Origin of the sequence: Microbispora sp. NBC_01389, from assembly GCF_045040095.1 — a bacterium.
Classification (GTDB): domain Bacteria; phylum Actinomycetota; class Actinomycetes; order Streptosporangiales; family Streptosporangiaceae; genus Microbispora.
The window spans coordinates 7,076,482-7,089,093 of the sequence record NZ_CP109552.1 but is presented as its reverse complement, the minus strand read 5'-3'; the positions used below and the strand labels follow the sequence as shown (position 1 = coordinate 7,089,093).

General features: G+C 72.1%; 14 protein-coding genes. 8 read left to right on the top strand and 6 right to left on the bottom strand.

Going from position 1 to position 12,612, the window contains the following annotated elements; all coding sequences use genetic code 11:
- The first annotated feature begins 122 nt into the window (after positions 1–122).
- Both OG344_RS31255 and OG344_RS31250 read left to right on the top strand, forming a co-directional pair.
- On the top strand, positions 123–515 hold the full coding sequence (locus OG344_RS31255; RefSeq protein WP_150931955.1) for an OB-fold nucleic acid binding domain-containing protein: 393 nt from the start codon (positions 123–125) through the stop codon (positions 513–515).
- Between the two features lie 16 nt (positions 516–531).
- On the top strand, positions 532–1,200 hold the full coding sequence (locus OG344_RS31250; RefSeq protein WP_327046798.1) for a DUF3159 domain-containing protein: 669 nt from the start codon (positions 532–534) through the stop codon (positions 1,198–1,200).
- 63 nt (positions 1,201–1,263) lie between these two features.
- On the opposite strand, the gene OG344_RS31245 is transcribed toward OG344_RS31250, so the two are convergent.
- On the bottom strand, positions 1,264–1,932 hold the full coding sequence (locus tag OG344_RS31245) for a TrkA family potassium uptake protein (RefSeq protein ID WP_327046797.1): 669 nt from the start codon (positions 1,930–1,932) through the stop codon (positions 1,264–1,266).
- The gene (locus OG344_RS31240; RefSeq protein WP_405086165.1) at positions 1,932–2,600 is read right to left on the bottom strand and encodes a potassium channel family protein; all 669 of its coding nucleotides are present in this window, start codon (positions 2,598–2,600) and stop codon (positions 1,932–1,934) included. Before OG344_RS31240 ends, OG344_RS31245 begins: the two co-directional genes overlap by 1 nt.
- A 108-nt stretch (positions 2,601–2,708) precedes the next feature.
- Here OG344_RS31240 and OG344_RS31235 point away from each other — a divergent pair, with 108 nt between their 5' ends.
- From OG344_RS31235 to OG344_RS31220, 4 genes are all read left to right on the top strand, one after another.
- A complete protein-coding gene (locus tag OG344_RS31235) occupies positions 2,709–4,751 on the top strand; it encodes an APC family permease (protein WP_405086164.1) in 2,043 nt (680 codons plus the stop codon).
- A gap of 23 nt (positions 4,752–4,774) precedes the next feature.
- Positions 4,775–6,061, top strand: coding sequence for a class I SAM-dependent RNA methyltransferase (locus tag OG344_RS31230; RefSeq protein WP_405089208.1), 1,287 nt, complete (start codon positions 4,775–4,777; stop codon positions 6,059–6,061).
- Positions 6,062–6,141: 80 nt separating this feature from the next.
- A complete protein-coding gene (locus tag OG344_RS31225) occupies positions 6,142–7,059 on the top strand; it encodes an LLM class F420-dependent oxidoreductase (RefSeq protein WP_405086163.1) in 918 nt (305 codons plus the stop codon).
- A 45-nt stretch (positions 7,060–7,104) separates the two neighbouring features.
- Complete coding sequence (locus tag OG344_RS31220) at positions 7,105–7,797, top strand: hypothetical protein (RefSeq protein WP_405086162.1); 693 nt, start codon at positions 7,105–7,107, stop codon at positions 7,795–7,797.
- Between the two features lie 119 nt (positions 7,798–7,916).
- On the opposite strand, the gene OG344_RS31215 is transcribed toward OG344_RS31220, so the two are convergent.
- A complete protein-coding gene (locus OG344_RS31215) occupies positions 7,917–8,489 on the bottom strand; it encodes a TetR/AcrR family transcriptional regulator (protein ID WP_405086161.1) in 573 nt (190 codons plus the stop codon).
- A gap of 87 nt (positions 8,490–8,576) precedes the next feature.
- On the opposite strand from OG344_RS31215, the gene OG344_RS31210 reads away from it, so the two are divergent.
- Positions 8,577–8,948, top strand: coding sequence for a DUF4267 domain-containing protein (locus tag OG344_RS31210; protein ID WP_405086160.1), 372 nt, complete (start codon positions 8,577–8,579; stop codon positions 8,946–8,948).
- 154 nt (positions 8,949–9,102) lie between these two features.
- On the opposite strand, the gene OG344_RS31205 is transcribed toward OG344_RS31210, so the two are convergent.
- From OG344_RS31205 to OG344_RS31195, 3 genes are all read right to left on the bottom strand, one after another.
- Entirely contained in the window at positions 9,103–9,732 is a 630-nt protein-coding gene (locus OG344_RS31205; protein WP_405086159.1) for a DUF6879 family protein, read from the bottom strand.
- 313 nt (positions 9,733–10,045) lie between these two features.
- Complete coding sequence (locus OG344_RS31200) at positions 10,046–10,642, bottom strand: DUF1707 domain-containing protein (protein WP_405086158.1); 597 nt, start codon at positions 10,640–10,642, stop codon at positions 10,046–10,048.
- A gap of 2 nt (positions 10,643–10,644) precedes the next feature.
- On the bottom strand, positions 10,645–11,412 hold the full coding sequence (locus OG344_RS31195; RefSeq protein WP_405086157.1) for a PadR family transcriptional regulator: 768 nt from the start codon (positions 11,410–11,412) through the stop codon (positions 10,645–10,647).
- A gap of 357 nt (positions 11,413–11,769) precedes the next feature.
- Here OG344_RS31195 and OG344_RS31190 point away from each other — a divergent pair, with 357 nt between their 5' ends.
- A complete protein-coding gene (locus tag OG344_RS31190) occupies positions 11,770–12,492 on the top strand; it encodes a metal-dependent hydrolase (RefSeq protein ID WP_405086156.1) in 723 nt (240 codons plus the stop codon).
- The last annotated feature ends 120 nt before the right edge of the window (positions 12,493–12,612 follow it).

Below are 12,612 nucleotides of genomic sequence, written 5' to 3'. Positions count from 1 at the left end.
GACCGGCCGGCGTTCTCACGTATGCTGCGGGGAGGCATGGCCCGGGAACGGACACCCGGGGTGGAGCCAGACGATGGGTCCCCCCGCGGGGACAGCGAGCGAGGAAGCCGGGTGAGCGACCGATGGACACGCCGGAGCCTGCCAGACGGGGCGGACTGCGGGGTCTCCTGCGGCGGCTGACCACCAGCCAGGCCGAGCTGGAGGCCGCCGAGCTCCGGGAGGACCTGGAGCAGGAGGGGGCCACGCCCATCGCCCGGTGCGGTGAGCGCCAGCGTTCCTGCGTGGCGGGCACGCTGCGCACCGTCACCCTCCGCCCGCGCGGCGGCGCGCCCGCCCTGGAGGCGGAGCTGTACGACGGGTCGGACGTGATCGACCTCGTCTGGCTCGGCCGCCGCAGGATCGCCGGGATCGAGCCCGGCCGGGTGGTGCGGGCCGAAGGGCTGATCAGCGTCCAGGACGGGCGTAAGGTCATGTTCAACCCCCGCTACGAGCTGCGCCCGGCTGGTGGCCCTTGATCTCTCAGGAGACCGTATGAGCACAGCGGACATGACGGCCCCCGCGGCGCACGCCACCGTTGAGGCGGCCGTTCGTGCCCAGATGAGCAAGGCGCTGGGCGGCAAGCGGGGGATCGTCGAGGCGGCGGTGCCCACGATCGCCTTCACCGGCACGTGGATGGCCACGGACGACCTGAAGACCTCGCTGATCGTCGGCATCGGCTCGGCGGTGGCGCTCCTGCTGGTGCGGATCGCGCAGCGGACCACGCCGCAGTTCGTGCTCAACAGCCTGGTGGGCATCGGGATCGGCGCGTTCTTCGCCGCGCGCACCGGCGACGCCAAGGACGTCTTCCTGCCCGGGATCCTCTACAACGGCGCCTACGCGGCCGGCATGCTGCTGTCGATCGTGGTCCGCTGGCCGCTCGTGGGCTTCCTGATCGGTTCGGTGACCGGCGACCCGACGGCCTGGCACAACGAGCCCGCCCTGGTGCGGCTGTGCGCGCGGCTGACATGGCTGCTCATGCTGCCCTGCCTGCTGCGCGTTTTGGTGCAGCTGCCGCTCTACCTGGCCGACCACGTGACCGCGCTCGGCATCAGCAAGATCGCTCTGGGCTGGCCGCTCCAGGTGGCCGGGCTGGCGGCGATGGTGTGGGTGCTCGCCCGGGGCCGCACGCCGATCGAGCCGCCCGCCCAGCCGTCCGTCTGACCCTCCGCCGGTACGGCCGCGCGCCCCGGCGTTTCCCGGTCCGGGGCGGCGGGCGCCGTACGGTCAGGAGCGCTCGTGGGCCGACAGCAGTTCGGTGAGCTCCTCCTCGACCTCCTGGCTGGCGACGAACAGCAGCTCGTCGCCGGCCTCCAGCGGGTCGTCGGCCGAGGGGACCAGCACCCGGCCCTCCCGCAGGATCGCGACCAGGGCGGAGTCCACCGGCCAGGGGACCGAGCCGGTCCGCTGGCCCACCACCGGCGCGTCGTCGGCGAGGGTGAGCTCCACCAGGTTGGCCTGCCCCTGCCGGAAGGTCATCAGGCGCACCAGGTCGCCGACGCTGACCGCCTCCTCGACCAGGGCCGACAGCAGGCGCGGGGTGGAGACGGCGACGTCCACGCCCCACGACTCGTTGAACAGCCACTCGTTCTTCGGGTGGTTGACGCGGGCCACCACCCGGGGCACGCCGTACTCGGTCTTGGCGAGCAGCGAGACCACGAGGTTGACCTTGTCGTCGCCGGAGGCGGCGATGACCACCTGGCAGCTGTTCAGCCCGGCCTCGTCCAGCGAGGAGATCTCGCAGGCGTCGGCCAGCAGCCACTCGGCCCGGGGCACGCTGTCGATCTTGATGGCGCGGGGGTCGATGTCGATGAGCAGGACCTCGTGGCCGTTCTCCAGAAGCTCCACCGCGATGGAGCGGCCGACCGCTCCGGCGCCGGCGATGGTGACGCGCATCAGTGCTCCTCGTCGGACGGCGCGGCGGACAGCACCTTGTTGACCCGGTCCATGTCGTTCTCGGCGGCGACCAGGTGGAGGATGTCCCCCTCCTGGACGACGGTCGCGTCCCTGGGCACGAGCGCCTCGCCCATCCGGTTGACGAAGGCCACCCGGGCGCCGGTGGCGTCCTCGATGACCCTGGCCCGGGTGCCGATCCAGCCCTGGTGGAAGGCCACCTCGGCGAGGACGACCGTACCCGTCGGGTCGCGCCACAGGGGCTCGGCGCCCTCGGGCAGCACCCGGCGCAGGATCTGGTCGGCGGTCCAGCGGACCGTGGCGACGGTGGGGATGCCGAGCCGCTGGTAGACCTCGGCCCGGCGGGGGTCGTAGATGCGGGCGACCACGTTGTCCACGCCGAACATCTCGCGGGCGACCCGCGCCGAGATGATGTTGGAGTTGTCGCCGCTGCTCACGGCCACGAAGGCGGCGGCCGAGGCGATGCCCGCCTCTTCGAGGACGTCGCGGTCGAAGCCGATGCCGGTGACCCTGCGGCCCCGGAACCCGGCCCGCAGCCGCCGGAAGGACTGCGGGTCGCGGTCGATGACGGCGACCGAATGGCCGTTGTCCTCCAGGATGTGGGCCAAGGTCGAGCCGACCCGCCCGCATCCCATGATCACGATATGCATGCTCCCCCGCCGTGGGTTCTTGTGGCGGACTCCTATGGGAGACAGTATGTCGCCCTCACCCCCACCGCATGACCCGGGCACCGGGCGGGGGCACTAGGCTCAACAGACGTGTCCAAGGTGCCAGATCTTGTCAAGCGGCTCCTCGTGGGGCGTGCTCTGCGCAGCACCGCGCTCCACCACCAGCTGCTGCCCAAGCGTGTGGCGCTGCCGGTCTTCGCGAGCGACGCGCTGTCCTCGGTCGCGTACGCGCCGCAGGAGATCCTGGTCATCCTGTCGCTCGCCGGGGTCGGTCTCTACGCCATCAGCCCGTGGGTCGCGGCGGCGGTCGTCCTCGTCATGCTCGTCGTGGTCGCGTCCTACCGGCAGAACGTGCACGCCTACCCCAGCGGCGGCGGCGACTACGAGGTGGCCACGACGAACCTCGGCCCCACCGCCGGGCTGACCGTCGCGAGCGCCCTGCTCGTCGACTACGTGCTGACCGTGGCGGTGTCGGTCGCCAACGGCGCCGACTACGTGGGCGCGACGATCCCGTTCGTCGCCGAGCACCGCCCACTGGTGGCGATAGCCATCGTGACACTCCTGACGATCATGAACCTGCGCGGCATCCGGGAGTCGGGCGTCGCGTTCGCCGTCCCCACCTACGCCTTCATGGCCGCGGTCATCGGCATGATCCTCTGGGGCCTGTTCCGTCTCGTCGTGCTGGGACAGGAACTGCGCGCCCCGACGGCGGGCTACCGGCTCCTCGCCGAGCAGACGAACCTCGCCGGGTTCGCGCTGGCGTTCCTGGTGCTGCGCGCCTTCTCCTCCGGCTGCGCCGCGCTGACCGGCGTCGAGGCGATCAGCAACGGCGTCCCGGCCTTCCGCAAGCCCAAGAGCAGGAACGCCGCGACGACGCTGCTCATGATGGGGCTCATCGCGGTCACGATGTTCGGCGGGATCATCTTCCTCGGCCTGGCGTCCGGGGTGAAGGTGACCGACCCGGTCACCGCGCCCAGGGACCTCATCATCGACGGGCACCCCGCCGGCCCCGGCTACTACCAGCAGCCGATCATCGCGCAGGTCGCCTCCGCCGTCTTCGGCGACGGCTCGGCCCTGTTCGTCGTCATCGCCGCGGTGACCGCGCTGATCCTGTTCCTGGCGGCCAACACCGCGTTCAACGGCTTTCCCGTGCTGGGGTCGATCCTCGCCCAGGACCGCTACCTGCCCCGGCAGCTCCACACCCGCGGCGACCGCCTGGCGTTCAGCAACGGCATCGTCATCCTCGCGGCCGGGGCCTGCCTGCTCATCTGGGCGTTCGACGCCGACGTCAGCAAGCTGCTCAACCTCTACATCCTCGGCGTGTTCGTCTCGTTCACCCTCAGCCAGATCGGGATGGTCCGGCACTGGACCCGGCACCTGAGAACCGAGAGCGACGCGAGGGTCCGCTTCCGCATGATGCGCGCACGGGTCATCAACGGCTTCGGCGCGGTCATGACCGGGCTGGTGCTCGTCGTCGTGCTGGCGACCAAGTTCACCCACGGCGCGTGGATCGTCTGCCTCGCGATGCCGCTGCTCTTCCTGATGATGAAGGGAATCAGGCGGCACTACGACCGGGTCGCCGCGGAGCTCGCCGCGCCGGAGGAGACCGAGGTCGACGAGTCGATGCTGCCCGCCCGCAACCACGCGGTCGTCCTCGTCTCCAAGATCCACAAGCCCACGCTCCGGGCCCTCGCGTACGCCAGGGCGACCCGGCCGTCGAGCATCGAGGCCGTGTCCGTCAGCGTGGACGCCGGCGAGGCGAGCAAGCTCAAGGACGAGTGGGACCGGCGTGGCATCGGGGTGCCGCTGAAGATCCTCGACTCGCCGTACCGCGAGATCACCGGCCCGGTGCTGGAGTACGTCAAGTCGCTGCGCCGCAGGTCGCCGCGCGACGTCGTGACCGTCTACATCCCGGAGTACGTGGTCGGCCGCTGGTGGGAGCACCTGCTGCACAACCAGAGCGCGCTGCGGCTCAAGGGCCGCCTGCTGTTCAAGCCCGGCGTGATGGTCACGAGCGTGCCGTGGCAGCTCGCCTCCTCCGACCGGCTCAGGCGCCGCAGGGAGCCGTCCGCCCCCGGGGCATCCCGCCGTTCCTACCAGCAGCCGTCGAAGGACGCGCAGGTCGGGGCATGACCGATATGAAAGGGGCCGGCCTGATGAACGGGAACGGCAGTACGGCAGCGCAGGAGTCCGAAGGGACGCTCCCCGCGCGGCTCGAAGTGACCGTGGGCGCGGTCGCCCACGGCGGCTGGTGCGTGGCCAGGCACGAGGGCCGGGTCGTGTTCGTCCGGCACGCGCTGCCGGGCGAGCGGGTCGTGGCCGAGGTCACCGAGGAGACCACGCGGTTCCTGCGGGCCGACGCGGTCGAGATCCTGGAGGCCTCACCCGACCGGGTCACCCCGCCCTGCCCGTTCGCCGGCCCCGGCCGGTGCGGCGGGTGCGACTGGCAGCACGCGTCGCTGGAGGCGCAGCGCCGGCTCAAGGCCGACGTCGTCGCCGAGCAGTTGCGGCGCCTGGCCGGGCTGGACCACAAGGTCGTGGTCGAGGAGGTGCCGGGGGCGCCGGACGGCCTCGGCTGGCGCACCCGCGTGCAGTTCGCCGTCGACCGGGATGGCTCGGCCGGGCTGCGCAGGCACCGGTCGCACGAGATCGAGCACATCACCGGCTGCCTCATCGCCCATCCCGCCGTCGAGGAGGCCGGGGCCGAACGGCTCGCCTGGCCCGGAGCCTCCTCGGTGGAGGTGGTGGCGGCCTCCGGCGGGGACCGGGCCGTGATCGTCGAGCCCCTGCCGCACCGCCGGGCGACGATCCCGGACGTGGACGCCGCGGTCCTCCTCGACGAGGGCAGGCGGGGGACCCGCGCGCTGCGCGGCCGGGCCTCGCTGACCGAGCGGGTGGGGGAGCGGGACTTCCGCGTCACCGCGAGCGGGTTCTGGCAGATCCACCCCGGCGCGGCCGCCACGCTGCTCGGCGCGGTGCTCGACCTCGGCCGCCCCGAGCCGGGGGAGTGGGCCCTCGACCTCTACTGCGGCGCCGGCCTGTTCGCCGCCGGCCTCGCCGAGAGGGTCGGCCCGGAGGGCGCCGTGCTCGGCGTCGAGGCGGACCCGCAGGCCGTCCAGGACGCCCGGATCAACCTCCGCGACCTGCCGCAGGCGCAGGTCGAGCGGGGGAAGGTCGAGGAGGCCCTCGACCGGCTCAGGATCGAGCGGGCCGACCTGGTGGTCGCCGACCCGCCCCGCGCCGGCCTCGGCCGCCCGGTCGTCGAGCGCGTCGCGCGCCTGGATGCCCCGCGCATCGTCTACGTCTCGTGCGACCCCGCCACCCTGGCGCGGGACATCGCCTGGTTCGCCCCGTACGGCTATCGCCTGGAGGACCTGCGGGCCTTCGACCAGTACCCGATGACCCACCACGTCGAGTGTGTGGCGCTGCTCGTGAAGGAGTGATCCGGCCCTGACCCTGCGTCCCTCGCTCCGGCGGGCCGGGGGCGCGAGGCGGGTTATCCCGAAGGCGGGATAATGGACGGATGAAATTGAGGATCTTCACCGAGCCGCAGCAGGGCGCGACCTACGACGACCTGCTCCGGGTGGCGCAGACGGCCGAACGCCTCGGCTTCGACGCCTTCTTCCGGTCCGACCACTATCTGCGGATGGGGGACGGCGACCCGGGGCCGGGTCCCACCGACGCCTGGATCACCCTGGCCGGGCTCGCCAGGGAGACCTCGCGCATCCGGTTGGGCACGCTGGTGACCGCCGGGACGTTCCGGCTGCCCGGCCCGCTGGCGATCAGCGTCGCCCAGGTGGACCAGATGAGCGGCGGGCGCGTCGAGCTGGGCCTCGGCACCGGCTGGTTCGAGGAGGAGCACACGGCGTACGGCATCCCGTTCCCGCCGCTGGGTGAGCGGTTCGAGCGCTTCGAGGAGCAGCTGGAGATCGTCACCGGGCTGTGGGCGGCGGCCAAGCCGTTCTCCTTCGACGGCGCGCACTACCGGCTGGTGGACTCGCCCGGCCTGCCGAAGCCGGCGCAGCGGCCGCGGCCGCCCCTGATCGTCGGCGGCGGGGGCGCCAAGCGGACCCCGCGGCTGGTCGCGCGGTTCGCCGACGAGTACAACGTGCCGTTCCTCCTGCCCGAGGACACCGCCGCCGCCTTCGACCGGGTCAGGGCGGCGTGCGAGGCGGCGGGGCGGGAGACCGCCCTGCTGTCGGCGGCGCAGATCGCCTGCGTCGGCCGGGACGAGGCGGAGATCGCCCGGCGGGCCGCCGCCGTCGGCCGGGAGGTCGGCGAACTCCGCGTCAACGGCCTGGCCGGCACCCCGCAGGAGGTCGTCGAGAAGATCGGCCGGTTCGCCGAGATGGGCGCGGAGCGGCTCTACCTCCAGATCCTCGACCTGGACGACTTGGAGCACCTGGAACTGATCGCCGCCGAGGTGCTGCCGCACGTGTGAGAAGCCGGTAGCCGGTGAAAGGGGGCATCCGGCACACTTTGCCGGGTGCTCCTGACGATCACGACGACCCTGCGCCCCGCGACGGACCTCGGTTATCTCCTGCACAAGCATCCAGGCCGGGTGCAGGAGTTCGGGCAGTCGTTCGGCACCGCGCGGGTCTTCTACCCCGAGGCGGACGGGGACCGGTGCACGGCAGCGCTGCTGCTGCTGGAGGTCGACCCGGTCCGGCTGGCCCGCTCCCGGGGCTCGTCCTCGCCCGACTTCTCGCTGAGCCAGTATGTCAACGACCGGCCGTACGCCGCGTCGTCGCTGCCCGCGGCGGTCGCGATGCTTGAGACGGCGGCGGAACGTGGCCTGGATGTAGGCGCTCTGCTCGACCGCACCCGCCGCCGCGCTCACAACGCTGCCCTGTTCCGCGACGCCTATGCGCGTTACTGCTGGCCGGTCTCGGGTCTCGACGGCGTACGGCTCGCACCGTTCCAGATCCTTGCCTGCGAGGGCAGGGCGACGGCGGTGGACGAGCCGCACGAGTGGCACCTCGAAACCCTCGGCCTGATCGACTCCCCGCTCGTGCGCCGCAGGTTCACCGGCAGGAAGCGCTCACTGGCGCTGCGGGAGCACGCGCTCGGGCTGGAGGCGCCGGCGCGCCTCGCGGAGGGGGAGCCGCTCTGGCGCATCTACGAGGCGGTCTTCGCCGTTATCGCGCTGGAGTCCGAGCCGGTCGATCCCCGTCTGTGAGACCGGACAGCCCCCGGGTACGGCCTTCCACTCACGCGACGGGAGCCGTACCCGGGGGCCGGGTTCAGCGGACCGGGCTCAGCGGGACAGTGTTCAGCGGGACTCGGCCGCGGCCGGGCTCAGTCCGTGAAGCGGGCCAGGAACAGCCCGAGTCTGAGCTCGTGGTGCTCGCGTGGCAGCCGCCCGCCGCGCATGAGGGTCACCAGGCCGTGCAGGGCCGCCCAGAAGGTCTCGGTCAGCGCGCCCAGGCTGTCGCCGCCCGAGTAGGGACGGACGGCCTCGGCCAGCTCGCCGAAGGCCGCCTGCAGGGCGGGCGGCGCCTCGGGGGTGGCGAACGGCAGCGGGACGATCTGGCTGAACATCACGTCGTAGAGGGCCGGGTGCCGGTCGGCGAAGGCCATGTAGGCCGCGCTGACGCCGGCGATGGCGCGGCGGGCGTCCGGCGCCGCGGTCCTGGCCGCGCGCAGGTCCACGGCCAGGTCGGCGCAGCCCTCCACGGCGACGGCCGCCATGATCGCGTCCTTGCCCTTGAAGTGGCTGTAGAGCACCGGCTGGCTGTACTCGACGCGCTCGGCCAGCCGCCGGGTCGTGACCGCTTCCCAGCCCTCAGCCTCGGCCAGCTCCCGGGCCGCCGTGATGATCAGCTTCTCCCGCTCGGCGCGCTCACGCTCCCTGCGTGACTGGATCGACATGGCTGAACTCTAGCAGTGCTAGCGTTTATGGCATTGCTCTGCTAGCGTCATTAGTGTTCCTAGCGCTGCTAGTTTCTGGAGAGAGACATGCTCACCCCCGTCGCGTACGGCCTCGCCGTCGTCCTCAACCTGTTCGTCCTGTTCATTGGAGCCCGTTTCCTGCTCGCGCCCCACGCGGCGGCCGCCGGCTACGGCGTCCCGGCCAAGAAGGACGGCGACGTCGCCTACCTGACGATCAAGGGCCTGCGTGACGGGGGCTACGGTCTGCTGGGCCTGGCCCTGCTGGCCTTCGCCGGCGCCCGCGCCGAGGCCTGGTACATGCTGATCGTCGCTCTGTTGCCTCTGGGCGACACCCTGATCGTGTTGCGCAACGGCGGCACCCGGGCGGTCGCCTTCGGCATCCACTTCGCGACCGCCGTGATCGTGCTCATCAGTGCCGCTCTGCTCTTCGCCGTCTGACCCCGCACGCGTCGCACCACTTTGTGGAAGGACTCCCAAATGTCGCTGCCGCCGCCGGCCCGGTGGCGGGTGCTCGCCATCCTGCGCACGGTGCTGGAGGAGCACCGGCGGGACGGGGCCTGAGCCCTGTCCCGCCGGCCGGGACGGGCGAGTCTCAGGGGTGGCCGGGGCGGGAGAGGATGCGCCACGGCGAGGGAGGCGGCAGGGGCGCCACCTCACGATCGTGGAAGGCCACCATGTCCTCCGCCTCCGCGTACAGCTCGGCGATGATGCGGGCGCATTCGGCGATCACGTCGGCGTCCGTGATCCGCCGGCCGCCCAGGTGCGCCCCCATGTCGTCGTAGAGGACCTCGTACATCAGGCCGGGGCCGAGGATGAGCAGCTCGGGCAGCGGCGTGCGCTCCTCCAGGTGCCGCACCGACCGGGCGTGCAGCGCCCGCGCCCGCTCGCCCGCCCGGGTGCGGGCCGCGAGCAGGACGATCTCCCACTGCAGGTACGGCGTCGGCGGCGTCTCCACGATCCGCAGGCGGCGTAGCTCCGCCCTGGGCGGGAGGTCGTCGGCGAAGCGCATCTCGCCCATCAGCGCGAGTGCCCGGTCCCAGTCTCCGCTCACCATCGCGACCCAGCTCGGCGTGTCGGGCTCGTGGAAGTGCTGGGCGCGTTCCAGTTTCCACACCACTCCCTCCACCTCGCGCAGGTGCTCGTAGAGCTCGGTCCGGTACTCCGCCGCGTGGAGGGTTTCTCCCGCGACCTTTCTGACGTGCTCGAACGCTTCTCCGGGCATGGGGCCTCCTCGGCCGAAGCCGATTTGTGGTCGGAGCGCGCGCGGCCCCGGCCCGGATCGAGGAACGCGGCGCGCGTCGGTCTTCCGCGGACGTGTGGCGCGTGTCAGTTCCCCGTCGAGTTGCTGCACGCGCTCGTATCCGCGGCGTCCAGCAATCTGATCCTGATCTGCCTCGTCCCCGCCGTTCGCTCGGTCTGCGGCACCACCTCGGGTTCCGGCTCGGCTGTCTGCATCTCACCCTCCGTTCATCGGGGTGGCCGCAAACTCTCCCCCGAGGGCGACATGTCGATCGTTGGCCTCCGCCGATGCCGGGTCAAGGCCCAATTCGCGATCGGTGCGGCCGGTGCCGGTGCCGCGCGAGGCGGAGGACCGTCGTCACCAGCCAGGCCAGGAACAGCAGCTTGGCGACCAGGAACAGCGGCCAGGCGAACCCGGAGACGAACGCGACCACGAGGACCACCGCGGCCACGATCGGCAGGACCGGCGGCCCGACCCTCGGACGCCTCGCGCCCGCCCGGTACGCCGCGTGCGGTCCCCAGGCCCCCGGGTACGGCCCACGGGCCGCGCCGTACGGTCCCCAGGCCGCCGGGTGGCCGTGACGGTGATGCCAGGGGTACGGCGGTTCCGGCGGGGGAGCCGCCGCCCGGAAGCCGGGGAGGAGGTCGGCGGTCACCCGCCGCAGGTCCTCCTCCGTACGGGCGGCGAGGGTGGTGTCGAGGCGCTCGTCGAGTTCCTCCCGGGTGATGCGGCCCTGCGAGAACGCGTCGTGCAGGACCCGCATCACCTCGTCGCGCTCCCTGTCGCCGATGCGCAGGGCGCCGCCGGCGGGAGGCCGGCCGGCCCCGCCGCGCCTGCCGCCGGTGTCGCCGGTGTCGCCGGGGAAGAAGCCGGGCGAGGTGGGAAAGCCCATGATCACTCCTCGGCGGGGTCGCCGTCGGCGAGAATCCGGTAGAGCTGCCGCCGGGTCTCGGTCAGGACCTGCCTGGCCTGCGTGATCTGCCCGTCGCTGCCCGACTGGGCGATCTGGAACAGCGCCGACGCCGCCTGCCTGGACAGGCCGAACAGCTCGTGAACGTTGTCCCCGATGTCCGGCGTCATCTCCTCCCAGGGCGCGCGGACCTCGGTCTCGTGCTGCGCGACGTACTCCCGGCCCGCCTCGGTGAGCTGGAACGTCTTGCGCCCGTCGCTCTCGTCGGCACGGACCAGGCCCTCGTCGCTGAGCTGCTGGAGCGCGGGGTACACCGCGCCCGGGCTGGGCTTCCAGCCGCCCTGGCTGCGCTCGGCGATCTCCTGGATGATCTGGTAGCCGTTGCGCGGCTCCTCCGCGAGCAGGGCGAGGATCGCCGCGCGCACGTCACCGCGCTTGGCCTTGCGGGGCCGCCCGAAACCCCGGCCGCCGAACGGGAAGTTCCCGCCCCCCCACGGCCCGAACGGGCCGCCGGGGCCGCCCGGGCCGAAACCGCCCCACGGGCCGCGCCCCCGCATGCCGCCCCTGTGCCGGTGCTCGTGCGCACCCGCCTGCTGATGCTCCTGGTGCCACATGGCCGCCTCCTTCATGTTCGCGTACGCCCGGCGCAGGGCGCGCCGCAGATGGCGGCGCATCTCGTCGCGGAGCGCCTCCCGGGCGTCGTGGTGGCCGTGGCCGGCCCAGGGCCCGCCGAACGTGTGTGCCTGGCTCATCGCGTGTCCCTTCCTCCCGATCCGTTCTCGATGCTTCAACGATATATCGAGATTGTTCTCCGGTGCATGCCGGGAAGAGTGATGTAGCTCACCCGGAACTTTTTCCGGCTGTCGGGAACACCGGCCGAGACCGTAGCGTTATCTGGCACAGGCGGGATCGTTCTGCTCTGGGAGGGCTGGGGGGTGCTCTTGGAGCGGGGCGATCCCGCACCCATTCGCGGCGGCTGGCGCCGCCGCGTTCTCCGGCTCCGGTACGGCCCCAGGACTGACGACGGGAGCCGGCACAGGCCCGGCCTCGTGGGCGCTTCGCGGATTTTGTCGGTGCTTTGCCGTACAGTCTCAAGGCGTGATCTTGACATGATGGGGCACTCGCACGCCCTGAGCGGTGCGGCGGTGTGGCTCGCGGTCGCGCCGGCCCTGGTGGCGCTGCCGGGCGCGGTGGGCCATGTGGAGCTGGCGACGCTGACGGGCCCGATCCTCACTCCGCCGGAGCTGGTCGCGGGGGCGGTGGTCTGCGCGGGCGCGGCCATGCTGCCCGACCTCGACCATCCCAGCGCCACGATCGCCCAGACGTTCGGCCCGGCGACCCACCTGCTGAGCAAGGGCGTCAACTTCGTGAGCGGCGGGCACCGGCACGCGACGCACTCGCTGTTGTTCAGCGTCGTGATGGGGGTCGGCGCGCACCTGCTCGGCGACCGCTACGCGGTGGGCCGCGACATCCTGGTCGTCCTGATGATCGGCCTGGCGCTGCGCGCCGTGGGGCTCGGCGTGCCCGGCAAGACGCTCATCTCCGCGGTGGTGAACATCGGGATGACCGCCGCGCTGTTCCTGACGTTCATGGTGCTCGGGGTCACCTACTCCTGGCTGGGGATCGCCATCGGGGTCGGCTGTCTCGTGCACGTGATCGGCGACTGCCTGACCGAGCGCGGCTGTCCCGTCTTATGGCCGATCAAGGGGCGCTGGCTCCTGCCGTACGACATCGGCATCAAGACCGGCAGGGCGTTCGAGAAGCAGTTCCTCGGCCCGGCCCTGTCGATCGTGGTGATCGCGCTGCTCTGCCTGCGGCTGATGCCCGCCTGAGCGCGGGCCGCCGGACCGTGTGAGGCGCGCGACCCGGGCGCCTACCCGCAAGTAACTTGATGTCGAGATATCGGGAGAGATATCTTGATGTCGAGACATCCTCACGCCGCACCGGTAAGG